Raw genomic sequence first — 21,866 nt, 5'->3', positions numbered from 1 at the left:
AAAGTGACTGTTATGGCGAATGCAGAGGTCAGTTTGTTTACATTTTGGTTACAAGTAAATGAATTGGTTTTGTTTGGAGCTTTGTGGAGGTGTAAAGCGAGCGAGGCAGCACGCTTAAAGAGAGAGGGAAGAGCGAGGGAAGGCGCCCGTGTCAGGCGCCTTCAGGAGTTAGCGGTGGGCCAGCGGGTAGGTGAAGAGCGCCAGATGGGCGAAGTTGAAGGCGAAGTGGATCAGGATGGCCACGGAGAGTCGCCCGCTGAGCTGGAATGCCAAGCCGTAGCAGCAGCCTGCCAGGGTCGCAAACAGCGCCAGCAGTGGGCCACCGGGCAGGTGGATGGCTCCGAACAGTAGCGCGGCCACGACGATGCCAATCCAGGGGCGGTAACGCTCGGTCAGCTCCTGCTGGATCGCGCCGCGAAACAGCGCCTCTTCTGCCACGCAGGTGAACAGCAGATTGTTGAGTGCAAACAGCCACCACCAGTGGGGCAGACCCACTTCCGGTTTCAGTGCCCCCAACTGCCAGGCGATGACCAGCAGGGCACCCAGCGGCAGCAGCAACAGGGCCAAAGGGCGCCAGCGGATGGCGCCCCCCTTGCCCAGCAGCATCGGGCAGGCCAGCAGCAAGCCAAAGAGCAGCAGCGGCTTGTCTAGGTTCAGATACATGTTGAACGGCACGCTGGCGGGGCCTGCCAGCGCCTGATCCAGCACCTTGAGATTGTTGAAGCCGGGGATGAGGTGCAGGGCCAGCGCAATCGCCCAGAGGATCAGCACCACTCTGGTCACCATCGCCCGGCGGGCGGGGAGGGTTGGCGTACGCCACGCCAGCAGTAATCCTGCAACCGAGCCCAGCAGGGCGGGTAGCGTCATTCGGTCAAGCCACAGTGCCAGCAGCAGGGAGAGTCCCAGCAGGGCAAAGGCGGGAAGACGTTGGCGGAAGAGGGCAAGCAGCACGGCCAGCGCCAGCGCGCCCCAGATAAATGAGTCGGGAAGGGGTAACATTGGATCTCCTTGATCGAGGCAGGCGGCAACCTTAACAAGAGGGCGTCAGCAGGACAACCGCGCAGGAGGTGGTCGGATCCCTTCTCTATACTCATCAACAGGGTAAAGGGAGAGCAGCTGATGAAGCACTGTCTGTGGTTGTTGTGTTGTTGGTGTGTCTGGCTGCAGGCGGCACCCTTGCTGCTGGTGACCGGTGAGTTCACCCCTTATACCGGCAAGGCACTGCCTGAAGGCGGCGAGAGCACCCGGCTGGTGACGACCCTGCTGCAAGAGGCCGGGTATCGGGAGATCCAGGTCGACTACCTGCCCTGGCCTCGCGGCTATCAGTTGACCCGCAATGGGTTGGTTGCGGCCACCTTCCCCTACGCCTGGACTGCCGAGCGGGCCAAGCTCTTCCACTACAGCGCTCCCATTCATATAGATCGCCTCTCCTGGTTCACCTATCGGGGGAGCGAGGCCATTCAGGCTGGCCGCTGGCAAGGGCTGCGAGTCTGCATTCCGCTGGGGTGGAGCACCAGCCATGCCGACGGGGTGATCAAGCGTTTCGGGCTGGATCTGCAGCGCCCCAAGACACTGGCACAATGTCTGCAACTGCTGGCTCGCAAACGGATCGATCTGCTGCCGATGAACGAGACGGTGACCCGGGATGCCAGCCGTCAGCTGTTTGGCGACCCCTGCCATCTGCAGGCATTGCCCCACTTTCGCCAGAGCGATACTTTTTATCTGATCATTTCACGGCAGTACCCGGAGGCCGCCAGCCTGCTTGAGCGCTTCAATCATGCCCTGGCTGCCGCCCGTGCCGATGGCCGCTATGACCAACTGATCTCCCGAGCCGGAAAGGGGATCGATTGCCGTTGAGAGTGCACGGCCGGAAAACAAAAAGCCGGAGCAGTGGCTCCGGCTTTCTTTTATGCCTTCAGGGGCGATTAGCGGCCTGATTCTGCGATCACGCGGGCGATGATATCGGCGCGCTTGCTGGCTTCCAGTTCGCCCAGGGCGATCAGGCCAGCCTTGAAGATGACGTTCTTCGGCAGGCTGACATCGTCCAGCGTGGCGATCGCTTCAACGTGCATGCCGTTCAGACGGCTGGCATCGCGCGGGCTCAGGTTGACCTGGGTGTTCATCACCTGCTTGCCTTTCTTCTTGGCAGGTGCAGCCGCTTTCTTGGTGGATTCCTGTTCTTCGTCTTCCGGCAGTTCGTCATCAAAATCGTAAATAGACATAGTCAATCCTGTTGAGTTAGGCAAAAGGGCACGTTTGCCCGACATTGGGTCAATCAGCCCATATCCTCGTTACGGATAAAGGCGCGCCAGGAGCCGAGCACCTGGGCAAAATCTTCCAGCCCGCACATGGCCAGCTGTTCATCATCGTAGTAGGCGAGATCGTCAAGATCCTCACCCAGCTCGATATTGAGGGCGTTGGCTTTCACCTCAGCCTCTTCATGGGTCAGCAGCAGGGAGTAGTCACCGCCGTTGAGCCGGTATTCGACTCGGGTGCGGTTGGAGAGCTGATCAATGATGGAGAAGAGCTCGTCGAGCTTATCTTCATCTTTGCCAACTTCGTCGATCAGCCACTGACCGATGGCTTCATGGCCCATGGAGAACCGGGCGCGATAGCCACCAAACGGGTCGCGGCGAAATTCATAATCCATAGCACAGTCCAGATCGGAGGGATGGGCCATCACGGGCAGGCGGGTGCAAGCACGCAATTCCTGCTCCATGGCGGGGCACACATCGGGTAAAGTGGCCTATTCTAGCGATCCCCCTCTCGCTTGTCTTGATGATGTGGCATCTTTGCGCCCATGTGCCCTGAATCGGCCCGTAGTGGCGCTCTCAGATCAGTTCCTTGTCCGGAGATGTTATGCAGCTAAACGATAACCTTGCCCGCCAGATCGTCGCACGGGCGATGAAGATCCTGTCGTTCTCGGTCAACGTGATGGACGAACATGGCCTCATCATTGCGTCCGGCAATCCGGAACGGCTCCATCAGCGTCACGAAGGGGCTGTGCTGGCACTGACCGAGAACCGGGTGGTGGAGATCAGCGAAGCGACCGCCCGCGAGCTCAAGGGGGTGCGTCCCGGCATCAACCTGCCCATCGCCTATCAGGGGGAGCTGATCGGGGTGATCGGCATCTCCGGCGATCCGGAGGAAGTGCGTGCTTACGCCGAGCTGGTGCGAATGACCGCCGAACTGATCCTGGAGCAGGCGGCGCTCACCGAGCAGTTGCAGTGGGACAAGCGCCACAAAGAGGAGCTGGTGTTGCAGCTCATTCGGGGCGAGGGGCGAGTCGATCAATTGCAGCAGGCGGCCCGCTTTCTCGGACTGGAGTTGGCCCAGCCTCGGGTGGTGGCCGTGCTGGCGCTGGAGGAGGCGGATCCGGCGCGTCTGCGAGAGCTGGTTCATCAGCTGGAGAACCCGGAGCGGGACAATCTGGTCGCCATCAACGGGCTCGACGAGATAGTGGTGCTCAAACCGGCACAATTGAGTGATGGCGTCTGGCAATCGGCGCAGGAGCGCAGCCGGATCAAGCAGTTGCTGGCCCGCATTCCCCACTTCAAGGTGCATATCGCGGTGGGCGATTACTTCGCCGGGATCGACGGGCTGGCGCGCTCTTACCAGACGGCGCGAGATACCCTGCGCCGTGGCATGCGGCAGGCGCCGCGCAAACAGGTCTACTTCTTTGAGGACTACCGTTTGCCGGTGCTGCTCGGCAGTCTGGCGGACTCCTGGCAGGCGGATCAGCTGCGCACACCGCTGCAGAAACTGGCCCGGGAAGATGGCAAAGGGGCGCTGCAGAAGACCCTGCGCCACTATTTCTTGCAGGATTGTGATCTGCATCGCTGTGCCGAAGCGCTGTTCATTCACCCCAATACCCTGCGCTATCGGCTGGGGCGAATAGAGCAGATAACCGGGTTGAATTTCAACAAGTTAGACGACAAATTCTTGCTCTATCTCGGCCTTAATCTCGACTTGTGATTGTGAAGCAGGACAAAAAACTGCTTTTATATGACGCGATTTTTGGCTATTAAGCCAAAGCATTCTGATTGCAGATCTCCATAATGGCGGCCATTCACTCCCATTGAAGGTGTCCGTCATGATCCCGGTTACTGCCCTTGGCGCCATCGCGGCGCTCTCCATCGCCATCATCCTCATTTTGAAGAAGGTGCCGCCCGCTTACGGCATGATCGTGGGTGCCCTGGCCGGTGGCCTGATTGGCGGTGCCGATCTGACCCAGACCGTCGCCCTGATGATCGGCGGCGCCCAGGGGATCACCACAGCTGTGATGCGGATCCTTGCGGCCGGTGTACTGGCGGGCGTGCTGATCGAATCGGGTGCGGCCACCACTATCGCCGAGACTATCGTCAAGAAGCTGGGTGAAACCCGCGCCCTGCTGGCACTGGCGCTGGCGACTCTGATCCTGACTGCGGTCGGCGTATTCGTGGATGTGGCCGTTATCACGGTCGCCCCCATCGCGCTGGCCATCGCCCGCCGTGCCGACCTCTCCAAGGCGGCCATCCTGCTGGCGATGATCGGCGGCGGCAAGGCGGGTAACGTCATGTCCCCCAACCCTAACGCTATTGCCGCGGCTGATGCCTTCCATCTGCCCCTCACCTCTGTGATGGCGGCGGGCATCATTCCGGGTCTGTTCGGTCTGGTGATGGCCTACTGGCTGGCCAAGCGGCTGAACAATAAGGGCAGCAAGGTTGCTGCTGATGAAGTGGTGAGCTTTGCCGGTGTCAAGTTGCCGGGCTTTGCCGCCGCCATCAGCGCGCCGTTGGTCGCCATCCTGCTGCTGGCCCTGCGGCCGGTCGCCGGTATCGTGGTGGATCCGCTGATTGCACTGCCCCTCGGTGGTCTGGTTGGTGCCCTGATGATGGGTAAATTCAGCAAGGTGAACCAGTTTGCGGTCTCCGGCCTCGCCCGCATGGCGCCGGTTGCCATCATGCTGCTGGGTACCGGTACCCTGGCAGGCATCATTGCCAACTCCGGCCTGAAAGATGTGCTGATCAGCGGCCTGACCGCCTCCGGTCTGCCTTCTTACCTTCTGGCGCCTATCTCCGGTGCTTTGATGTCGCTGGCGACCGCCTCGACTACCGCCGGTACCGTGGTGGCCTCCAACGTATTCAGCTCCACCCTGATTGAACTGGGGATCAGCAGTTTGGCCGGAGCGGCGATGATCCATGCCGGTGCCACCGTGTTTGACCACATGCCCCACGGCTCCTTCTTCCACGCCACCGGTGGCAGCGTCCACATGGGGGTGGGGGAGCGCCTGAAACTTATCCCTTACGAAACAGCAGTCGGTCTGACCATTGCCACTGTCTCCACCCTGATGTTTGGCGTGTTTGGCCTCGCCTAAGGAATTGATATGAAAATTGTTATTGCCCCCGATTCATTCAAGGAGAGCCTGAGCGCCATGGCGGTGGCTGATGCCATCGAGGCTGGTTTCAAACAGGTGCTGCCGAACGCCACCTACGTCAAATTGCCGATGGCCGATGGCGGCGAGGGCACGGTGCAGTCGCTGGTCGATGCCACCGGTGGCCAGATCCTGCCAGTCGAAGTGACCGCGCCCCTCGGCAACAAGGTACAGGGTTTTGTCGGCCTGCTGGGTGATGGCGAGCGCGCCGTCATCGAGATGGCCGCCGCCTCCGGTATCCATCTGGTGGCGCCCGAGCAGCGCAATCCGCTGCTCACCTCCAGCTTCGGCACCGGCGAGCTGATCCTGGCCGCGCTGGAGATGGGGGTGAAGCACCTCATTCTCGGTATAGGCGGCAGTGCTACCAATGACGGCGGTGCCGGTATGATCCAGGCGCTCGGCGGCAAGTTGCTCAAAGCGGATGGCTCAGCCATCGAGCTGGGCGGCGCAGGTCTCAGTGAGCTCGCAACCATCGATCTGAGCGGTCTGGATCCGCGTCTGAGCGAGCTGGTTATCGAGGTGGCGTGCGATGTGAACAACCCGCTGTGCGGCCCGAAAGGCGCCTCTGCAGTGTTTGGCCCGCAAAAGGGGGCGACCCCAGAGATGGTGGCGCAACTCGATGTCAACCTCTCCCGTTATGCCGACTGCATTGAGCAGGCCCTTGGCAAGCAGGTGAAGGATATTCCGGGGGCGGGTGCCGCCGGTGGCATGGGGGCCGCGCTGGTCGGTCTGCTTGGTGCCGAACTCAAGCCCGGCATTCAGATCGTCATCGAAGCGCTGAAACTGGCCGAGGAAGTGGCCGATGCGGATCTGGTTATCACCGGCGAAGGGCGCATCGACAGCCAGACCATCCATGGCAAGACGCCAATCGGTGTCGCACGCTGTGCCAAGCAGTTCGGCAAGCCGGTGATCGGTATCTCCGGTTGCCTGACCGACGATTGCGGTGTGGTACATGATCACGGTCTGGACGCGGTATTCGCCGTGGTCAACCGCGCCATGTCTCTGCCGGAGGCGCTGGAGAGCGCCAGCACCAACATTCAACTCACCGCGCGCAACGTTGCGGCGCTCTATCAGCTCAAGGGCTGATCCTGTTCGGCCGATGCTCCCCATCGGCCACTCAATATCCCCGTTTGGGGCATCTCCCATCCCGCGAGATGTCTGACTGCCCTGGCACTGATTTGCCGATCCATCGTGATCGGCTCTTTTCTTTCTGCTCCTTTGTCTTGCCACACTTTTGACTCCATGGGTCAGCGCGGTTTTGATAGGCGCACATCTCCCTTTACGGCATAGTGGTCGTACCAAGTACAAGGAGAGACTCATGTTCCTGCTGACCCTGGGGGTTGCGCTGTTTACCCTGATCCATCTCTACCCCTGTTTTGCGGTGGCCCATCGGGCGCGACTGCGCGAGCGGCTGGGTGAGAACCGCTACAAGGGGCTCTTCTCCCTGCTGGTGTTTGTCGCCATCGCCTGCATCATCGCCGGTTGGCGCTCGGCCAGCTCGCTGCCGCTCTACTTCCTGCCGGAGTGGGGGCCGATGACCATGACGGTGATGATGCCCTTTGCGCTGATCCTCTTTTTCTCCGGCCAGGGGCCCAACCATCTGCGCCGTTGGCTGGTGCATCCCCAACTGCTCGGTACCCTGCTCTGGGCGGTGGCCCATCTGCTGGTCAACAGCGAGGCGCGATCTCTGGTGCTGTTTGGTGGCATCGGGCTGTGGGCGCTGGTGAGCATGGTCTGGATTTCGGTGCGGGACTGGCAGCGATATCCCCGCCCGGCGGCTAACTGGACGGGCACCGGCATCAGCGTCGGGGCGGGCCTGGCTGCCACTGCGCTGCTGGTGTTCTGGGGCCACGGCTGGCTGACCGGCATTCCATTGCATTGAGAGTGAACTGCGGCTCTGGTAACCGCGTATGATGGACAAAACAAAAAAGGAGTCTTGGCGATGAAATGGTTCACTCTGTTGCTGTTATTGGGAGCCGGCGCGGCCTCTGCGGCGTGCCCAGATTATTTCAATGTGGAGATGCGGGAACTCAACAATGCCCAGCGCCACAACCTCTGTCAGCTGACCGAGGGCAAGGTGGTGCTGGTGGTCAATACCGCCTCCTACTGCGGCTACAGCGGCCAGTTCCGCGATCTGGAGCAGCTCTACCAAAGCTACAAGGATAAGGGGCTGATTATTCTGGGTTTCCCCTCCAACGATTTCTGGCAGGAGGCGGGCAACGAGACCAAGACCGCCGAGGTATGCCGCCGCGACTATGGCGTCACCTTCCCGATGTTCAATCGGGTAGCGGTGCGGGGCTCCGATGCAGTGCCACTGTTCAAGGGGCTGGCGGCGGCCGCTGATGGGGATGAGCCGAACTGGAACTTCCACAAGTATCTGGTGGGGCGCGATGGCAAGTTGATCGCCAGCTACGGTGCCAACCAGAATCCGGCTGACGACCCCCTCAAACTGCAGATCACCCGGGCGCTGGGGCTCTGACCCTACCCCTTGGCGGGCGGCTCTGGAATAATGGGCTCCCGCCACTCAATCCGGTTATCCTGTGCTGCAACGTCTTCCTCAAATGGTGATCTTCGATGCGCTGGTGCGCGAGCAGGGGATCTCTGCCGCCGCCCGTCGTCTCGGGGTCTCCAAATCTCATATCAGCAAGCAGCTGGCGCTGCTGGAGACCACCCTCGGTGCCCAGCTGGTGCAGCGCACCACCCGCCGTTTCGTCCTGACCGAGCTGGGTCAGGAGTATGCCCGTCACTGCCATGCGCTGGTGGCGGTGGCGCAGGAGGCGGACTCCATGATCGCCGAGCGGCGCGGCAAGGTGAGCGGCGTGCTCCATCTCGGTGTGGGCCAATCCTTCGGCCGCTTGCACGTCATTCCTCATCTCAAGGCGTTTCAGGATCGCTATCCCGAGCTGGAGCTGGAAGTCTCGCTGTTCGACCACAGAACCAATCTGGTGGATGAGGGGCTGGATCTCTGGCTTACCACCTATGAGGACAAGCCGGAAGGGCTGGTGGGACAGCGGCTGGCCGACATCGGCTTCGTGGTGGCGGCTTCGCCGGATTATCTGCTGAGCCACGGCACGCCGCTTCATCCCAAGGATCTGGCCCAGCACAACTGCATCACTTACCAGAGCCGGGAGCGGCGCTATCACCAGTGGTCGTTTCGCCAGGGCAAGGAGCGCCAGACGGTGCAGGTGGCGGGCAACTATCGGGTGGATATGGCGGAGGCGGTGCGCGATGCTGCACTGGCCGGGCTCGGCATCGCCTATATCGCCAACTATTTGCTGGACAAGGAGTTACAGAGCGGCAAGCTGATCCCTGTGCTGCCAGGGTGGCGACCGAACCAGCAGATGGCGGTACACGCCGTTTATGCCCGGCGCGAACATCTGGATCCCAAGATCCGTCTCTTCATCGATTTCCTCAAGGCCCGCTTTGGCCCCGAACCCTATTGGGAGCTGCGACTGGCCCCCTGGCTCGGGGGTAAATTGTCCGGCGGTGAGGAATGATTGTTTCCATATAAGAACTCTCGATTTCTCCTGATACTAAAATCGAACCAAATCAGCCAGTTGGCGCAACCGATATCGTGCAAACGTTTTTTCTAACAGGGCTGTAACCAAGCGGACTTGCAGTGATGGGGTGAGAGGCGCAGAATCCGCGCCCATCTTTTGCCCCACCTGATGGAGTCCCTATGATTGCCCTGCTCGGCATCCTGAGTATCCTGGCGCTTGCCGTCATCTGCTCTGATAATCGTCGTCGTATCCCGTTGCGAACAGTTGGTCTTGCCCTCTGTCTGCAAGTCATGTTTGCCGGTCTGGTGCTCTGGCTGCCTGCCGGTCAGCATGTGCTGAACGGGGTCAGCGAGAGCGTAAGCAGCGTGATCGGTTATGGTCAGGAAGGGATCGCCTTCCTGTTCGGCGATCTGGCCAAGTTCAAGCTGGGCTTCATCTTTGCCTTCAACGTGTTGCCGGTCATCATCTTCTTCTCTGCGGTGATCGCCATCCTCTACCACATCGGTATCATGCCGCGGGTGATCGCCTTGCTGGGTGGTGGCTTGCAGAAGCTGCTGGGCACCGGCCGTGCCGAGAGCCTCTCCGCGACCGCCAACATCTTCGTCGGCATGGTGGAAGCGCCGCTGGTGGTCAAACCCTACCTCTCCAAGATGTCCGATTCCCAGTTCTTCGCTGTGATGAGCTGTGGTCTCGCCTCCGTCGCCGGTGGCACCCTGGTGGGCTATGCCAGCCTCGGGGTTGAGCTGAAATACCTGATCGCAGCGGCCTTCATGTCGGCCCCTGCCGGTCTGGCGATGGCCAAGATCCTGGTGCCGCCGGGAGCTGAAGAGGTCGATCACCATCAGGATGTGGAGATCCCCCGCGCCACCAACGTGATTGAAGCGGCGGCCGATGGCGCCATGTCTGGCCTCAATATTGCGGTGGCGGTCGGTGCCACCCTGCTGGCCTTCGTTGGCGTGATCGCCATGCTCAATGGTCTGCTCGGCTGGGCTGGCGGTCTGGTAGGGCTGGATCTGAGCTTCCAGATCATTCTGGGCTGGCTGTTTGCCCCCGTCTCCTGGCTGATCGGTGTACCCTGGGATCAGGCACAAGCCGCTGGCGCCCTGATCGGTACCAAGATCGTGGTCAACGAGTTCGTCGCCTTTATCGGTCTGGTGCAGGATCAGACCCTGAGCGAGTCGAGCAAGGCCATCGTGACCTTCGCCCTGTGCGGCTTTGCCAACATCTCCTCCATGGCGATCCTGATCGGCGGTCTGGGCTCCATGGTGCCGGAGCGCAAATCCTTCATCGCCCGTTACGGCATGCGCGCCATTCTCTCCGGCGTGCTGGCGAACCTGATGAGCGCCTGTCTGGCCGGTCTGTTCCTCGCCCTGTAACCGCTGCGGTACGGAATAGATGCAACAAGGGCGCCCTGATGGCGCCCTTGTCATATGGATAAAATGAAGCCCTGACCTTGGTCGGGGCTTCTTGTTGCTGCTCAGTCGACGTAGAAGGTCTGCTGGAAGCTGAGGTTCTGTTGCTGCCCGCCGCCCATGATCTTCAGGGTGAACTGATAGGTGTCTTCGTTGCGGTAGGGGAGGGTTGCCAGATAGTAGATGGCATCGCCCTCTTTTACCTCCTGAAAGTTCAGGGTGCGGATGGTACCGGTCAGGTTCTTGGCCTCACCGGTGATCCCCACGGCTTGCGCCACTTTCTGCTTGTCCTGTACCGCGATATTGATGATGGCGTTGTAGCGGCTGCGCTCCAGTCCATACGCCTTGGCGACCTCGGGGGTGAGGAAGCTGGAGTTGAAGGCGTTGTAGTGCACCAGCCAGGGGCCCAGTTCCTTCATCTGTTCTGCCTTGAGCGGCAGTGTCATCAGCAGTGCCAGCAGGCCACTCATCCAGGCTGTTTTCATCTGTCATCCCTCTCATATCTACGGTTGGCGCAGGCCGATTCATTCAGCCTTGCGTGTCATTCAGCAGCGCACTCACTTCTTGTGGCCACTGTTTGGGGCTGTCGATGGCGACGGTTTTGTGCCGCCCCAGTTCGCCCCGCACTATGGTTACCTGGCCCTTGGCCACCTTGAACTGCTTGGCCAGAAACTTGATCAGATGGCTGTTGGCCTGGCCATCGACGGGCGGCGCCGTGATGGCCACTTTCAGCTCTTCGCCATGCAATCCGATGATCTGATCCCGACTCGCCTTGGGCTGGATCACCAGATGCAGTACCAGTTCATCCCCTTGTTGCAGGACGGCTGGCATCAAATCATCCACCACAGCTGGCCGAACAGGTCACCCAGCAGGTAGTTGATGGCTTGCAGGCCGATAAAGGCGACCAGCACCGAGAGATCCAGCCCGCCCAGTGCCGGCAGTACGCGGCGGATAGGGGCGAGGAACGGTTCTGTCAACTGATGCATCACGTATTCGATGGGATTGCGGCCCTGGCTGACCCAGCTCAGGATGGCGCGGATCAGCAGTACCCAGAAGATCATCGAGCCCGCTTTCTTCAACACAGTCAGTGCCGCGAAAAGGCTGATGCTGAGCCAGTCCGCCAGCAGCACGTTCATGCTCTTGAGCAGGGCCAGCTTGGCGAAGGCGATGGCCAGCGCCAGCACCACGGAGGCGAGATCGATGCCGCCAAAGCCTGGGATAACGCGGCGCAGCGGGATCACCAGCGGATTGGTCAGCTTGACCACCATCTGGCTCATCGGGTTGTAGAAGTCGGCACGGGCCCACTGCAGCCAGACGCGCAGCAGGATCACCATCAGGTAGAGATCGAAAACGGTGTTAATCAGAAAGTAAGCAGTGTTCATCTGGGCTCCTGTTAGAAGAGGGTTTCCATTTCGGTGGCGCGAGCAACAGCCGCCTGCATGGCTTGCGCAGTCAGCGGCATCAGCCCCTGCTGCTGGAATGTCTTGATGGCTTCGGCTGTGGTGCCGCCCTTGCTGGTGACCTGCTCACGCAGGGTTTGCAGCGCCAGTTCAGGGTTCTGCTCCACCATGGCGGCTGCGCCCAGCGCGGTCTGCTGCACCAGCAGGCGTGCCTGATCGGGCGAGAAGCCCATTGCCTCCGCCTCTTCGGCAATGGCCTGCATAAAGAGGAAGAAGTAGGCCGGGGCACTGCCCGCCGCGGCGATGACGCCGTTGATGCCGGACTCCTGCTCCACCCAGAGGGTCTTGCCGACCGCCTGCATCATCTGCTCGGCAAACTCGCGATCCGCGGCGGCAATATGCTCGGGCGCGTATAGGCCGGTCATACCCAGACCCAGCAGGGCCGGGGTATTGGGCATGGTGCGGATGATGCGGTCATGGCCACCGGCCATCTCGCCAAGGCGCGCCACCTTGATGCCAGCCGCGATGGAGATGAGCAGCTTGCCTTCAAGGGAGACCAACTCTTCAACCAGTGCTGACAGCATGCCGGCCATCAGCTGCGGTTTGACCGCCAGCACGATCACTTCGGCATCGCGGGCCGCCTCGGCATTACTCTGGGTGATGCGAATGCCATGTTCCCTCGCCAGCGCCTCCAGCTTGGGCAGACTGGGGTTGGCAGCAGTGATCTGCCCGGCGGGATAACCCGCCTTGACCAGTCCGGCGATGATGCTGCGGCTCATGTTGCCCGCGCCGATAAAGGCCAGCGTTCTATGCTGCATCAGATGCTCCTGTAGCACATGGGGTCGCGGCGGGGTGGGTGCTGCCTGCACCACCGGACGCCAGAATTCGGTGTTCCATCAAACGCTCCTGTTGATGAAGTCGCGGCAAGAGGCGGACATATTGGTTATCCGCTGGCCTTGCCTATGAGTAGTCACGGGCGCCGAAGATGGCGGTGCCGACCCGCACCATGGTGCTGCCGTGGGCTATCGCCAGTTCAAGATCCTCGGTCATCCCCATCGAGAGGGTATCCACCGTGGGGTATTGTCGCGCAAGCTCGGTGAACAGAGTCTGCATACGGGTCATTTGGGCGGCCAGTACGCCCTCGTCGCTGGTGTGTTCGGGAATGGCCATCAGCCCCCGCAGCACCAGTCGCTCACTTTGAGAGACCAGCTCGGCAAGGCGGAAAATCTCTTGTTCCGACGTTCCGGATTTGCTGCTCTCTCCGCTAATATTGATTTGCAGACAAACATTTAGCGGTGCCATTGTAGTTGGGCGCTGGTTGTTGAGGCGGTCGATCAGCTTGTCCCGATCCACGCTCTGCACCCAGTCAAACCGTTCGGCGACCAGTTTGGATTTGTTCGATTGCAAAGGGCCGATAAAGTGCCACTCTATGTCGCTATATTCCGGCTGCTGGCGCAAGGTATCGATCTTGGCCGCTGCTTCCTGAGCGTAGGATTCGCCAAAGCAGCGCTGACCTGCGGCATGGGCGGCCATGATGGCCTCGACAGGTTTGGTCTTGCTCACGGCCAGCAGGCGGATCTGCTGCAGGTTGCGGCTCGCCCGTTCGGCGGCCTGGGCAATACGTTCCTTTACCTGAAACAGGTGCTGGGCAATCTGGTTCATATTTCGTTAGTGATCTTGTGATGGGAGAATGACAAGTCTATGGATATCACAGAGTTATTGGCTTTCAGTGTAAAGCATAAAGCCTCGGATCTACACCTCTCGGCCGGGGTTCCCCCGATGATCAGGGTTGATGGTGAGGTTCGCAAGATCAATTTGCCCGCCCTGGAACACCGGGAAGTGCATGGCCTCATTTACGACATCATGAACGACCATCAGCGCAAGGAGCTGGAGGAGAACTTCGAGGTCGACTTCTCGTTCGAGGTGCCCAATCTGGCCCGTTTCCGGGTCAACGCCTTCCAGCAGGCGCGCGGTTCGGGCGCGGTATTTCGTACCATCCCCAGCACGGTGCTGAGTCTCGAGGATCTCGATGCGCCGGAGATCTTCCGCAAGATCGCCGAGTTCCCGCGGGGCCTGGTGCTGGTGACCGGCCCGACCGGTTCCGGTAAGTCGACCACCCTGGCGGCCATGGTCAACTACATCAACGAGAACTTCCATCACCATATCCTCACCATCGAAGACCCCATCGAATTCGTCCACGAGAACAAGCGCTGTCTGGTGAACCAGCGGGAAGTGCACCGCGATACCAAGAGCTTCAGCAACGCCCTGCGCTCGGCACTGCGGGAAGACCCGGACATCATTCTGGTGGGCGAGATGCGCGACCTTGAGACCATTCGTTTGGCCATGACGGCCGCCGAAACTGGCCATCTGGTGTTTGGCACCCTGCACACCTCGTCGGCGGCCAAGACCATCGACCGTATCATCGACGTCTTCCCCGGCGCGGAGAAGGACATGGTGCGCTCCATGCTCTCCGAATCCCTGCGGGCGGTCATCTCCCAGACCCTGCTCAAGCGTATTGGCGGTGGCCGGGTGGCGGCTCACGAGATCATGATGGGCATTCCGGCGGTGCGTAACTTGATCCGGGAGGACAAGATTGCCCAGCTCTACTCGGTGATCCAGACCGGGATGACCCACGGCATGCAGACCATGGATCAGAGTCTCAAGCAGCTGGTGAGTCGTGGCGTGGTGGCATCCCTCGATGCCAAGGCCAAGGCCGTCGATCCCAACAGCATTTAAGCGACTCGTACTCAGGGAGGGATAGATGATGAATCTGGATGATCTGCTGAGCGAGCTGGTCGAGCGAAAGGGATCGGATCTGTTTGTGACGGTGGGCTCGCCGCCCACCCTCAAGGTGAATGGCCATCTGGTGTCGCTGGGGGGGGAGGCGCTCGACAAGAAGGGGGCGCTGACGCTGGTCAGGGATACCCTCAGCAGCGATCACTTCGAGCGCTATATCCGCACCAAGGAGGCCAACTACGCGATCTATCGCGAAGCGCTTGGCCGTTTTCGGGTCAGTGCCTTCTGGCAGCAGGAGCTGCCCGGCATGGTGGTGCGGCGTATCGAGACCCGCATTCCCACCTTTGAAGATCTGCAGCTACCCAAGATCCTGCAAGAGGTGGCGATGGCCAAGCGGGGGCTGGTGCTGTTTGTCGGCGCCACCGGGGCGGGCAAATCGACTACCCAGGCGGCGATGATCGGCTATCGCAACCAGCATGCCGATGGTCACATTCTGACGGTGGAAGACCCGGTGGAGTTCGTCCATCAGCATGGTCGCAGTCTGGTGACCCAGCGAGAGGTGGGGATCGACACCGAGTCATTCGATGTGGCGCTAAAAAGCTCGCTGCGTCAGGCGCCGGACGTGATCCTGATCGGCGAGATACGAAGTCAGGAGACCATGGAGTTTGCCCTGCAGTTCGCCGAGACAGGCCACCTTTGTCTCGCCACTTTGCATGCCAACAATGCCAACCAGGCGCTTGATCGCATCCTCCATCTGGTGCCGCAAGACAAACACCGCCAGTTCCTGTTCGATCTCTCTTTCAACCTCAAGGCCATCGTCGCCCAGCAGCTGGTGCCAAGTATGGATGGCAAGCGGCGCTGCGCTGCGTTCGAGATCCTGCTCAATACCCCGCTCATCACCGATATTATTCGCAAGGGAGAGATGCATCGCCTCAAGGAGGTGATGACCAAATCGACCGAGCTGGGTATGCAGACCTTCGATCAGGCGCTCTTCAGCCTGTTCTGCGCCGGCCAGATTGGCTACAGTGAGGCACTCGCCCACGCCGACTCGGCCAACGACCTGCGACTGCTGATCAAGCTCTCCGGTCGCGAGCGGCTCGGCACCGGTACGCTGGACAATGTGACGCTGGATGAATGAATCATGGGGCCGCTCTGCCGCGTTCGGCCCCTCTCCATAAAGGAACGTTATGCTGATTGTGGTTTCCCCGGCCAAGACGCTGGATTACGAGTCACCGCTGGTGACACCCCGTTTCACCCAACCCGAGCTGCTGGATCACTCCGCCGAACTGATTAGCCGGGCCCGCCAACTGAGCCCTGACCAGATCGCCACTCTGATGAAGATCAGCGACAAGCTGGCCGGTCTCAATGCCGCCCGTTTTGCCGAGTGGCAGCCAGATTTCACCCCTACCAACGCCCGTCAGGCGCTGCTGGCCTTCAAGGGGGATGTCTACACCGGATTGGCGGTGGAGGATTTCAGCGAGGCCGATTTTGACTTCGCTCAGGCACACCTGCGGATGCTCTCCGGCCTCTACGGCGTGCTTCGCCCCCTCGACCTGATGATGCCCTATCGGCTGGAGATGGGGACCAGGCTCGACAATAGTCGCGGCAAGGATCTTTACCAGTTCTGGGGGGAGGTGATCACTCACCACCTCAACGACGCGCTGGCTGCGCAGGGGGATGAAGTGTTGATCAATCTGGCCTCCGACGAGTATTTCAAGTCGGTACGACCCAAGAGCCTGAAAGGGCGGATTGTCACACCGGTGTTCAAGGATGAGAAGAACGGCCAGTTCAAGATCATCAGCTTCTACGCCAAGAAGGCGCGCGGCATGATGGCTCGCCACATCATCAAGCACCGTCTGACCGAGGTGGAGCAGCTGACCGGTTTCAACGCCGAGGGCTACTACTTTGTGCCGGAAGAGTCGGACGCCAATACCCTGATGTTTAAACGCGCCGAAAATTAATTACAAAAAGAGGGAACCAATCTTTCGACCCGCGGGTCTGAATATGTGAATCCTCTGTTGTAAGCACTTTTTATTCGCCGACGTTTGATACGTCGGCTTTTTTATTGCCGTTTTTATTGTCCATCGATTGCCTTCGCCGGGACTATGTGGTTCAGATAGACTCAAGACAGGGAGCGAGTCGTTGCGAGGTGAATATGGAACAGAAAAATGCCATTCGGCAGGTTGCCGTCCCTTGGGCTCCGTCCCGCCAGCTACCGCCCGGTCTGGTTGTGGCCGAGCTGCATCAGGATCTCTGGAGCGACTCTCTGACCATCATGCTGGGGCGGGCACGCAGCATCGATCTGCCCCCGCAAATCCTCTGCCGGGTCTATTTTCGCCATATCTATGCCCTGCGGGTCATCGAGGATTGCGATCTGGCCGAGGGGAAGGATAGTCACGCTATCGAAGAGCAGATCCAGCTCATCACCCCATCCCGTTTTGCCAGCTGGTTCCATCAGGAGTCGGACGGTCTGCATCTGGATGAAGATCTGCAGCACTATCGCATCTCGACCTGGGATTATTGCGCCGATGTGCTGACCTCCTCGGCGCCGGAACTGCAGTTCCTGCCCCAGAGCGAGTAGCCAGCTGTTACGTCAGAGGTGAAGGATGATCCTTCGCCTCTTGGTTTTTGGGCAGGTGCAGATTTTGTGGCGCTCAGGCCACTCAACCCGGGTGGTGGCCTGTTGTGTTGGCACAAAAAAAGCGCCTCAGAGGAGGCGCGGGGAAAAAGACAGATTGGAAGCGTCACATGGGTGCTACTTGAATCAGCGAATGAGCCGTGCCATTCAAGTATGGAGCCATCATGCCAAGCTCAATCTGAAGTAGTTCTGAGGCGATTCTTCATTTTCTGTTCATCTTGTCAGCAAAGCGTGGCTACTGGCTGAATACCTTTTCATTTTGGCCACCATATTGTCCCGCCCTCTCCAAGGCGCTCATCGTCTCATGGGGCCAGCTCGAATGTTGTGCCAGTCTGTTCCAGAGCCAGCAACCAGCGCTTGATGGGAATGCCGCCAGCATAGCCGGTCAGCTCGCCGCTGCGTCCGATCACCCGATGGCAGGGTACTATGATGCTGAGCGGATTGCGGCCATTGGCAGCGCCTACCGCCCGCACCGCCTTGGGATTGCCGATAGCCTGGGCAATCTCGAGATAGCTCACGGTCTCGCCATAGGGGATATCACACAAAGCGTTCCACACCGTTTGCTGGAACGGGGTGCCCTTCGCTGCCATGGGCAGATCGAACTGCTGTAATTTTCCGGCAAAATAGGCGTTGAACTGGGCAAGATAGAGGGCCAGTGCCTTGTCATCCCGTTGCCAGTCAGTTTGCGGCATGACGGGACGCTCCCCGTGCATGAACTCCACGTGGCGCAGGCCATCCTGATCGATGGCGACCAGCAGCGGGCCGCGGGCGCTGTCGCAAAAACTGTATCTCATCGGCTGACATCCTTTGGGGGCGGGGAGGCTCAGTCCAGAACTGGCTTGCCGCGGGCGGACTTGATATCCCCCTTGCGCTTTTTGGCATCGACCCGTTTGCGCTGGGAGCTGCGGGTCGGCTTGGTGGCATGGCGAGCCTTGGGGCGCCAGGCTGCTTTTTTCAGCAACTCCACCAGACGGCTCATCGCCTCCTTGCGGTTCATGTCCTGGCTGCGATGGCTCTCGACCCGGATCAGGACAAAGCCATCGTGTACCCGGCTGTCGCTCAGCTTGTCGAGACCCTCCTTGTAGAGGGGCGTCAGGCTGGGAGAGTTGCGGTAATCGAAGCGCAGCCAGACGGCGGAGTCGGTCTTGTTGACGTGCTGTCCACCGTTGCCCTGTGCCCGCATGGTCTGAAATTGCAGCTCATGCCAGGGAATCGTGACGCTGTTGGAGATAACTAACATGCTGTTTTGCTCTTGTTTGGTGCATACCCGCTGACCGCTGCAGCATGGTGCCTCATTATGGGGCGTGCTGGCCGGTTATGGGGATGTGCCTGGCGAATGGCGCGGGCATTAAACTCTATCTATATGAAATAAAACAATAAAAATACTTGGCATAAGAATTGAAACCCGATTCATGACACACCATGGATTGGGAGCAACCAGATGAAGCTGATTAGTGCGATTATCAAACCGTTCAAGTTGGACGATGTCCGCGAGGCTATTGCCAACCTGGGGGTGGAAGGGCTGACCGTGTCCGAGGTCAAGGGATTTGGCCGCCAGAAGGGACACACCGAATTATACCGGGGAGCCGAGTATCAGGTCGACTTCCTGCCCAAGGTGAAGCTGGAGATTGCTACCGCCGATGATAACGTGGAAGGGGTGATCGAGGCGATCTGCAAGGCGGCCTATACCGGCAAGATCGGCGACGGCAAGATTTTTGTCTACGACTTGCTGCAAGCGGTGCGCATCCGCACCGGCGAAAGTGACGACGAGGCGCTGTGATGAACCGCATCCGTGACGTACAGATCTGTTGACCTCCCGATCTCGGGGAATCCCGATGGAGTGAGCGCTTATTGAAGCCTGATCAACATAACGTTTTGCTCTGAAGAGGCCGAATGGGATTCCATCCGGCCCTTTTCATTCGTGGGCGATTAAATATGTGATGTGGCGACGGCGAGCTTTCTTGATCCGCTTATAAGATGTATGCAGAATGCAAACGGAAATCGTTATCACTCTGTATAGCTAATCAAGGAATGGATGATGAAAATGAAGATGTTGGCACTGGCTTTCTCTGCGTTGGCAGCTCAGTCTGCATTGGCGGCCGGGGAAGTGAATGTCTACTCCAACCGGCAGGATGAGCTGATCAAGCCCATCATCCAGCAGTTCGAGAAGGAATCTGGCATCAAGGTGAACGTGGTGTTCGCCAAAGAGGGATTGAACGAGCGTCTGGAGCGGGAAGGCAAGCTCTCTCCGGCCGACCTGATGCTGACCGTCGATATCAGCCGTCTGACCGATCTGGTGGACAAGGGGCTGGTACAGCCGGTGGATAGCAAGATCCTGCAGGAGAACATCCCCGCTATCTATCGTGATCCGGAGAATCGCTGGTTCGCGCTGACCACCCGGGTTCGCGCCATCTACTCCAGCAAGGAGCGCCTCGGCAAGCTCGATACCATCAGCTATGAAGATCTGGCCAAACCGGAATTCAAAGGGAAAATCTGCACCCGCAGCGGCAAGCATGAGTACAATGTGGCGCTGGTCTCCTCCATGATTGCCCATCACGGCATGGCCGAGACCAAAACCTGGCTGGAAGGGGTCAAGGCCAACCTGGCGCGCAAGCCGCAGGGCAACGACCGGGATCAGGTCAAGGCGATCAAGGATGGTATCTGTGACGTGTCGCTCGGCAACAGCTACTATCTGGGCGCCATGTTGAAAGATCCTGCGCAGAAGTCCTGGGCGGATGCGGTCTATATCAACTTCCCGAACCAGGCTGACCGCGGTGCCCACGTCAACGTGAGCGGCGTGGCCATGACCAAGTATGCCAAGAACAAGGCCGAGGCCCAGAAGCTGATGGAGTTTCTGGCTGGCGACACCGCCCAGCACATGTATGCGGACGTGAATGCCGAATATCCGGTCAAGGCCGGAGTCGAGCCTTCCGCCATGGTCAAGTCTTGGGGCAGTTTCAAGTCTGACGTACTACCGGTCAGCGATTACGCCAAGCACCGCAAGGACGCCTTGCAGTTGCTGGATGAAGTGAAGTTCGATTTGTAATCAGATGGGGCCAACGGCCCCATCAACATCTGTGGTCTCATGAAAAATTTTGGATGGATGACCGGCAGCTGGGCCATCGCCCTGCTGCTGGGTTTACCGGTTATAGCCCTGCTTTTCTCTGCCTTCTCGGCTGAGGGAGATCTCTTTCGCCACCTCGCCGATACCGTGCTGCTCGATTATCTGGGCAATACCCTGGGGCTGGTGGTCGGCGTAGTATTGCTAAGCCTGCTATTTGGCGTGCCCACCGCCTGGCTGGTGGCCATGTGTCAGGTGCCGGGGCGGCGCGCTTTGCAGTGGGCCTTGATGCTGCCAATGGCCATGCCCTCCTATATCGTCGCCTACGTCTATACCGACTTGCTCGATTACTCGGGCCCGCTACAGGCCGGGTTGCGAGCACTATTTGGCTGGAACAGTCCTGCCGATTACTGGTTTCCGGCCATTCGCTCCCTTGGCGGCGCCGCCTGGGTGCTGGCGCTGGTGCTGTTCCCTTATGTCTATCTGCTGACCCGCGCCTCTTTTCTCGAGCAGTCAGTCAGCCTGATCCACTCCAGCCGCCTGCTCGGCTGTACCCCGTGGCAGAGTTTTCGCCGCCTCAGTCTGCCGCTGGCGCGCCCCGCCATCATGGTGGCGGTATCGCTGGTGGCCATGGAGACGCTGGCCGATTTCGCCACCGTCCACTTCTTTGCCATCAACACCCTGACCACGGCGGTCTACGACACCTGGCTCGGCTACGGTAGTCTGGCCACCGCGGCCAAACTCTCCTGCCTGATGCTGCTGGCTGTGGTGCTGCTGATCGCGCTGGAGCGCCGCTCGCGCAGTCGGCAGCAGGTGTTCCAGAAGTCCATGGGCCATGAGCAGCCGCTGCGCTATCCGCTCAAGGGGATTGGCCGTTGGTTGGCCGGTCTCTGGTGCTGGGGGCTGGTGCTGGCCGGTTTCGGCCTGCCATTCGTCATCCTACTCGATTACGGCGTGCGTTACTTCGAGTTGTCGTGGACGCCGGAGTTTGTCCGCTTCGCCGGCAACAGTTTGGCTATCTCGGCGCTGACCGCTCTGCTGGCGATGGGCATCGCCCTGCTGCTCGGCTTCTTCCGCCGTCTCGATGGCGGGTTCAAGAGTTTGCTGCCCCTGCGCATCGCCGCCATGGGCTACGCCATGCCGGGCACCGTGCTCGCTATCGGGGTGCTGGTGCCGCTCACCGCCCTCGACTTTGCCATCAACGATCTGGCCGAGTGGCTTGGGCGTCAGGGGCCGGGCTTGCTGCTGACCGGCACCATCACCGCCATCGTGTTCGGCTATCTGGTGCGCTTCGTGGCCATCGCCATCGGCTCGGTGGAGAGCAGCATGGGCAAGATCTCCCCCAGCCTCGACATGGCGGCCCGCTCTCTGGGGCAAGGGGATGGCGGCATGCTGCGGCGGGTTCATCTGCCACTGGTGCGCCGGGGTCTGTTTGCCGGTGCCATGCTGGTATTCATCGAATCCATGAAGGAGCTGCCTGCCGCTCTGCTGCTGCGGCCCTTCAACTTCGATACCCTGGCGACCCACGTCTACCAATTCGTCTCGGACGAGATGCTGGAGCGCGGCGCGCTCGGGGCCATCGTCATCGTGCTGGTGGGGCTGTTGCCGCTGATCTGGGTCAACCGCACTCTGGACAGTCCGGGCCACTGAGTCGCCGCGTCGGTCAATGAAATAGCATGCGGTGTGCTGAACCGAAAGGCAGTGCG

25 protein-coding genes are annotated in these 21,866 nt (G+C 60.0%); 15 read left to right on the top strand and 10 right to left on the bottom strand.

The window, feature by feature from the left end; translation table 11 throughout:
* Positions 1 to 168 precede the first annotated feature (168 nt).
* Positions 169 to 999, bottom strand: coding sequence for a CPBP family intramembrane glutamic endopeptidase (locus tag ACTG2T_RS06510; protein ID WP_330124911.1), 831 nt, complete (start codon positions 997 to 999; stop codon positions 169 to 171).
* A gap of 120 nt (positions 1,000 to 1,119) precedes the next feature.
* Here ACTG2T_RS06510 and ACTG2T_RS06505 point away from each other — a divergent pair, with 120 nt between their 5' ends.
* Positions 1,120 to 1,857, top strand: a complete 738-nt coding sequence (locus ACTG2T_RS06505; protein ID WP_236368300.1) for a substrate-binding periplasmic protein — start codon at positions 1,120 to 1,122, stop codon at positions 1,855 to 1,857.
* 68 nt (positions 1,858 to 1,925) lie between these two features.
* Here ACTG2T_RS06505 and ACTG2T_RS06500 read toward each other — a convergent pair whose 3' ends face one another.
* Together ACTG2T_RS06500 and ACTG2T_RS06495 are read right to left on the bottom strand one after the other, a co-directional pair.
* Complete coding sequence (locus ACTG2T_RS06500; protein ID WP_005340323.1) at positions 1,926 to 2,222, bottom strand: hypothetical protein; 297 nt, start codon at positions 2,220 to 2,222, stop codon at positions 1,926 to 1,928.
* 53 nt (positions 2,223 to 2,275) lie between these two features.
* The gene (locus ACTG2T_RS06495; RefSeq protein WP_167573636.1) at positions 2,276 to 2,650 is read right to left on the bottom strand and encodes a YacL family protein; all 375 of its coding nucleotides are present in this window, start codon (positions 2,648 to 2,650) and stop codon (positions 2,276 to 2,278) included.
* A gap of 209 nt (positions 2,651 to 2,859) precedes the next feature.
* Between ACTG2T_RS06495 and ACTG2T_RS06490 the strand changes: the two genes are divergently transcribed.
* The 7 genes from ACTG2T_RS06490 to ACTG2T_RS06460 all read left to right on the top strand — a co-directional run bounded on the left by ACTG2T_RS06490 (position 2,860) and on the right by ACTG2T_RS06460 (position 10,289).
* Complete coding sequence (locus tag ACTG2T_RS06490) at positions 2,860 to 3,975, top strand: sugar diacid recognition domain-containing protein (RefSeq protein WP_330124910.1); 1,116 nt, start codon at positions 2,860 to 2,862, stop codon at positions 3,973 to 3,975.
* A gap of 118 nt (positions 3,976 to 4,093) precedes the next feature.
* Positions 4,094 to 5,356: a GntP family permease gene (locus ACTG2T_RS06485; protein WP_330124909.1), complete on the top strand. Its 1,263-nt coding sequence runs from the start codon at positions 4,094 to 4,096 to the stop codon at positions 5,354 to 5,356.
* 9 nt (positions 5,357 to 5,365) lie between these two features.
* On the top strand, positions 5,366 to 6,499 hold the full coding sequence (locus tag ACTG2T_RS06480; protein WP_330124908.1) for a glycerate kinase: 1,134 nt from the start codon (positions 5,366 to 5,368) through the stop codon (positions 6,497 to 6,499).
* 232 nt (positions 6,500 to 6,731) lie between these two features.
* Positions 6,732 to 7,295 (top strand): NnrU family protein, encoded by a 564-nt coding sequence (locus ACTG2T_RS06475; RefSeq protein WP_042084306.1) that lies wholly within the window; start codon positions 6,732 to 6,734, stop codon positions 7,293 to 7,295.
* Positions 7,296 to 7,355: 60 nt separating this feature from the next.
* The gene (locus ACTG2T_RS06470; RefSeq protein WP_124930252.1) at positions 7,356 to 7,892 is read left to right on the top strand and encodes a glutathione peroxidase; all 537 of its coding nucleotides are present in this window, start codon (positions 7,356 to 7,358) and stop codon (positions 7,890 to 7,892) included.
* Between the two features lie 82 nt (positions 7,893 to 7,974).
* Complete coding sequence (locus ACTG2T_RS06465; protein ID WP_164980021.1) at positions 7,975 to 8,910, top strand: LysR family transcriptional regulator; 936 nt, start codon at positions 7,975 to 7,977, stop codon at positions 8,908 to 8,910.
* Positions 8,911 to 9,092: 182 nt separating this feature from the next.
* On the top strand, positions 9,093 to 10,289 hold the full coding sequence (locus ACTG2T_RS06460; RefSeq protein ID WP_005357935.1) for a NupC/NupG family nucleoside CNT transporter: 1,197 nt from the start codon (positions 9,093 to 9,095) through the stop codon (positions 10,287 to 10,289).
* Between the two features lie 101 nt (positions 10,290 to 10,390).
* Here ACTG2T_RS06460 and ACTG2T_RS06455 read toward each other — a convergent pair whose 3' ends face one another.
* The 5 genes from ACTG2T_RS06455 to ACTG2T_RS06435 form a co-directional block, all read right to left on the bottom strand.
* Positions 10,391 to 10,810, bottom strand: a complete 420-nt coding sequence (locus tag ACTG2T_RS06455; RefSeq protein ID WP_005340339.1) for a DUF4426 domain-containing protein — start codon at positions 10,808 to 10,810, stop codon at positions 10,391 to 10,393.
* A 43-nt stretch (positions 10,811 to 10,853) separates the two neighbouring features.
* Positions 10,854 to 11,156 carry a DUF167 family protein YggU gene (gene yggU, locus ACTG2T_RS06450; protein WP_267512360.1) on the bottom strand — a complete coding sequence of 101 codons (303 nt, stop codon included), beginning with the start codon at positions 11,154 to 11,156 and terminating at the stop codon, positions 10,854 to 10,856.
* Positions 11,156 to 11,707 (bottom strand): YggT family protein, encoded by a 552-nt coding sequence (locus tag ACTG2T_RS06445; protein ID WP_005341416.1) that lies wholly within the window; start codon positions 11,705 to 11,707, stop codon positions 11,156 to 11,158. The genes yggU and ACTG2T_RS06445 overlap by 1 nt, the downstream gene beginning before the upstream one ends.
* An 11-nt stretch (positions 11,708 to 11,718) precedes the next feature.
* Positions 11,719 to 12,543 (bottom strand): pyrroline-5-carboxylate reductase, encoded by an 825-nt coding sequence (proC, locus tag ACTG2T_RS06440; protein WP_330124907.1) that lies wholly within the window; start codon positions 12,541 to 12,543, stop codon positions 11,719 to 11,721.
* 142 nt (positions 12,544 to 12,685) lie between these two features.
* Positions 12,686 to 13,387 (bottom strand): YggS family pyridoxal phosphate-dependent enzyme, encoded by a 702-nt coding sequence (locus ACTG2T_RS06435; protein ID WP_058057968.1) that lies wholly within the window; start codon positions 13,385 to 13,387, stop codon positions 12,686 to 12,688.
* A gap of 39 nt (positions 13,388 to 13,426) precedes the next feature.
* On the opposite strand from ACTG2T_RS06435, the gene tapT reads away from it, so the two are divergent.
* The 4 genes from tapT (at position 13,427) to ACTG2T_RS06415 (ending at position 17,042) form a co-directional block, all read left to right on the top strand.
* A complete protein-coding gene (gene tapT / locus ACTG2T_RS06430) occupies positions 13,427 to 14,461 on the top strand; it encodes a type IVa pilus ATPase TapT (protein WP_123173807.1) in 1,035 nt (344 codons plus the stop codon).
* A 28-nt stretch (positions 14,462 to 14,489) separates the two neighbouring features.
* Positions 14,490 to 15,599, top strand: a complete 1,110-nt coding sequence (tapU, locus tag ACTG2T_RS06425; RefSeq protein ID WP_005340356.1) for a type IVa pilus ATPase TapU — start codon at positions 14,490 to 14,492, stop codon at positions 15,597 to 15,599.
* A 49-nt stretch (positions 15,600 to 15,648) separates the two neighbouring features.
* Positions 15,649 to 16,422, top strand: coding sequence for a peroxide stress protein YaaA (gene yaaA / locus ACTG2T_RS06420; protein WP_330124906.1), 774 nt, complete (start codon positions 15,649 to 15,651; stop codon positions 16,420 to 16,422).
* Positions 16,423 to 16,616: 194 nt separating this feature from the next.
* Positions 16,617 to 17,042: a hypothetical protein gene (locus ACTG2T_RS06415; protein WP_005340360.1), complete on the top strand. Its 426-nt coding sequence runs from the start codon at positions 16,617 to 16,619 to the stop codon at positions 17,040 to 17,042.
* A 359-nt stretch (positions 17,043 to 17,401) separates the two neighbouring features.
* Here the strand turns inward: ACTG2T_RS06415 and ACTG2T_RS06410 are convergent, their stop codons facing one another.
* On the bottom strand, positions 17,402 to 17,893 hold the full coding sequence (locus ACTG2T_RS06410) for a methylated-DNA--[protein]-cysteine S-methyltransferase (protein WP_330124905.1): 492 nt from the start codon (positions 17,891 to 17,893) through the stop codon (positions 17,402 to 17,404).
* A 29-nt stretch (positions 17,894 to 17,922) separates the two neighbouring features.
* Entirely contained in the window at positions 17,923 to 18,339 is a 417-nt protein-coding gene (arfB, locus tag ACTG2T_RS06405; protein WP_019445599.1) for an alternative ribosome rescue aminoacyl-tRNA hydrolase ArfB, read from the bottom strand.
* 201 nt (positions 18,340 to 18,540) lie between these two features.
* Here arfB and glnK point away from each other — a divergent pair, with 201 nt between their 5' ends.
* The 3 genes from glnK (at position 18,541) to ACTG2T_RS06390 (ending at position 21,810) form a co-directional block, all read left to right on the top strand.
* Positions 18,541 to 18,879 carry a P-II family nitrogen regulator gene (gene glnK / locus ACTG2T_RS06400; protein ID WP_005341406.1) on the top strand — a complete coding sequence of 113 codons (339 nt, stop codon included), beginning with the start codon at positions 18,541 to 18,543 and terminating at the stop codon, positions 18,877 to 18,879.
* A 258-nt stretch (positions 18,880 to 19,137) separates the two neighbouring features.
* A complete protein-coding gene (locus ACTG2T_RS06395) occupies positions 19,138 to 20,145 on the top strand; it encodes a Fe(3+) ABC transporter substrate-binding protein (protein WP_330124934.1) in 1,008 nt (335 codons plus the stop codon).
* 39 nt (positions 20,146 to 20,184) lie between these two features.
* On the top strand, positions 20,185 to 21,810 hold the full coding sequence (locus tag ACTG2T_RS06390; protein ID WP_330124904.1) for an ABC transporter permease: 1,626 nt from the start codon (positions 20,185 to 20,187) through the stop codon (positions 21,808 to 21,810).
* The last annotated feature ends 56 nt before the right edge of the window (positions 21,811 to 21,866 follow it).

The organism is Aeromonas sp. 75A, from assembly GCF_051919425.1.
Classification (GTDB): domain Bacteria; phylum Pseudomonadota; class Gammaproteobacteria; order Enterobacterales; family Aeromonadaceae; genus Aeromonas; species Aeromonas veronii.
The sequence above is the reverse complement of the archived record's forward strand: the minus strand, read 5'-3'. Positions and strand labels throughout refer to the sequence as shown.

Bases quoted from the DNA above. Each gene is read 5' to 3' on its own strand.
- ACTG2T_RS06510 (WP_330124911.1), bottom strand. From the start codon at position 999: ATGTTACCCCTTCCCGACTCATTTATCTGGGGCGCGCTGGCGCTGGCC.
- ACTG2T_RS06505 (WP_236368300.1), top strand. From the start codon at position 1,120: ATGAAGCACTGTCTGTGGTTGTTGTGTTGTTGGTGTGTCTGGCTGCAG.
- ACTG2T_RS06500 (WP_005340323.1), bottom strand. From the start codon at position 2,222: ATGTCTATTTACGATTTTGATGACGAACTGCCGGAAGACGAAGAACAG.
- ACTG2T_RS06495 (WP_167573636.1), bottom strand. From the start codon at position 2,650: ATGGATTATGAATTTCGCCGCGACCCGTTTGGTGGCTATCGCGCCCGG.
- ACTG2T_RS06490 (WP_330124910.1), top strand. From the start codon at position 2,860: ATGCAGCTAAACGATAACCTTGCCCGCCAGATCGTCGCACGGGCGATG.
- ACTG2T_RS06485 (WP_330124909.1), top strand. From the start codon at position 4,094: ATGATCCCGGTTACTGCCCTTGGCGCCATCGCGGCGCTCTCCATCGCC.
- ACTG2T_RS06480 (WP_330124908.1), top strand. From the start codon at position 5,366: ATGAAAATTGTTATTGCCCCCGATTCATTCAAGGAGAGCCTGAGCGCC.
- ACTG2T_RS06475 (WP_042084306.1), top strand. From the start codon at position 6,732: ATGTTCCTGCTGACCCTGGGGGTTGCGCTGTTTACCCTGATCCATCTC.
- ACTG2T_RS06470 (WP_124930252.1), top strand. From the start codon at position 7,356: ATGAAATGGTTCACTCTGTTGCTGTTATTGGGAGCCGGCGCGGCCTCT.
- ACTG2T_RS06465 (WP_164980021.1), top strand. From the start codon at position 7,975: ATGGTGATCTTCGATGCGCTGGTGCGCGAGCAGGGGATCTCTGCCGCC.
- ACTG2T_RS06460 (WP_005357935.1), top strand. From the start codon at position 9,093: ATGATTGCCCTGCTCGGCATCCTGAGTATCCTGGCGCTTGCCGTCATC.
- ACTG2T_RS06455 (WP_005340339.1), bottom strand. From the start codon at position 10,810: ATGAAAACAGCCTGGATGAGTGGCCTGCTGGCACTGCTGATGACACTG.
- yggU (WP_267512360.1), bottom strand. From the start codon at position 11,156: ATGCCAGCCGTCCTGCAACAAGGGGATGAACTGGTACTGCATCTGGTG.
- ACTG2T_RS06445 (WP_005341416.1), bottom strand. From the start codon at position 11,707: ATGAACACTGCTTACTTTCTGATTAACACCGTTTTCGATCTCTACCTG.
- proC (WP_330124907.1), bottom strand. From the start codon at position 12,543: ATGCAGCATAGAACGCTGGCCTTTATCGGCGCGGGCAACATGAGCCGC.
- ACTG2T_RS06435 (WP_058057968.1), bottom strand. From the start codon at position 13,387: ATGAACCAGATTGCCCAGCACCTGTTTCAGGTAAAGGAACGTATTGCC.
- tapT (WP_123173807.1), top strand. From the start codon at position 13,427: ATGGATATCACAGAGTTATTGGCTTTCAGTGTAAAGCATAAAGCCTCG.
- tapU (WP_005340356.1), top strand. From the start codon at position 14,490: ATGAATCTGGATGATCTGCTGAGCGAGCTGGTCGAGCGAAAGGGATCG.
- yaaA (WP_330124906.1), top strand. From the start codon at position 15,649: ATGCTGATTGTGGTTTCCCCGGCCAAGACGCTGGATTACGAGTCACCG.
- ACTG2T_RS06415 (WP_005340360.1), top strand. From the start codon at position 16,617: ATGGAACAGAAAAATGCCATTCGGCAGGTTGCCGTCCCTTGGGCTCCG.
- ACTG2T_RS06410 (WP_330124905.1), bottom strand. From the start codon at position 17,893: ATGAGATACAGTTTTTGCGACAGCGCCCGCGGCCCGCTGCTGGTCGCC.
- arfB (WP_019445599.1), bottom strand. From the start codon at position 18,339: ATGTTAGTTATCTCCAACAGCGTCACGATTCCCTGGCATGAGCTGCAA.
- glnK (WP_005341406.1), top strand. From the start codon at position 18,541: ATGAAGCTGATTAGTGCGATTATCAAACCGTTCAAGTTGGACGATGTC.
- ACTG2T_RS06395 (WP_330124934.1), top strand. From the start codon at position 19,138: ATGAAAATGAAGATGTTGGCACTGGCTTTCTCTGCGTTGGCAGCTCAG.
- ACTG2T_RS06390 (WP_330124904.1), top strand. From the start codon at position 20,185: ATGAAAAATTTTGGATGGATGACCGGCAGCTGGGCCATCGCCCTGCTG.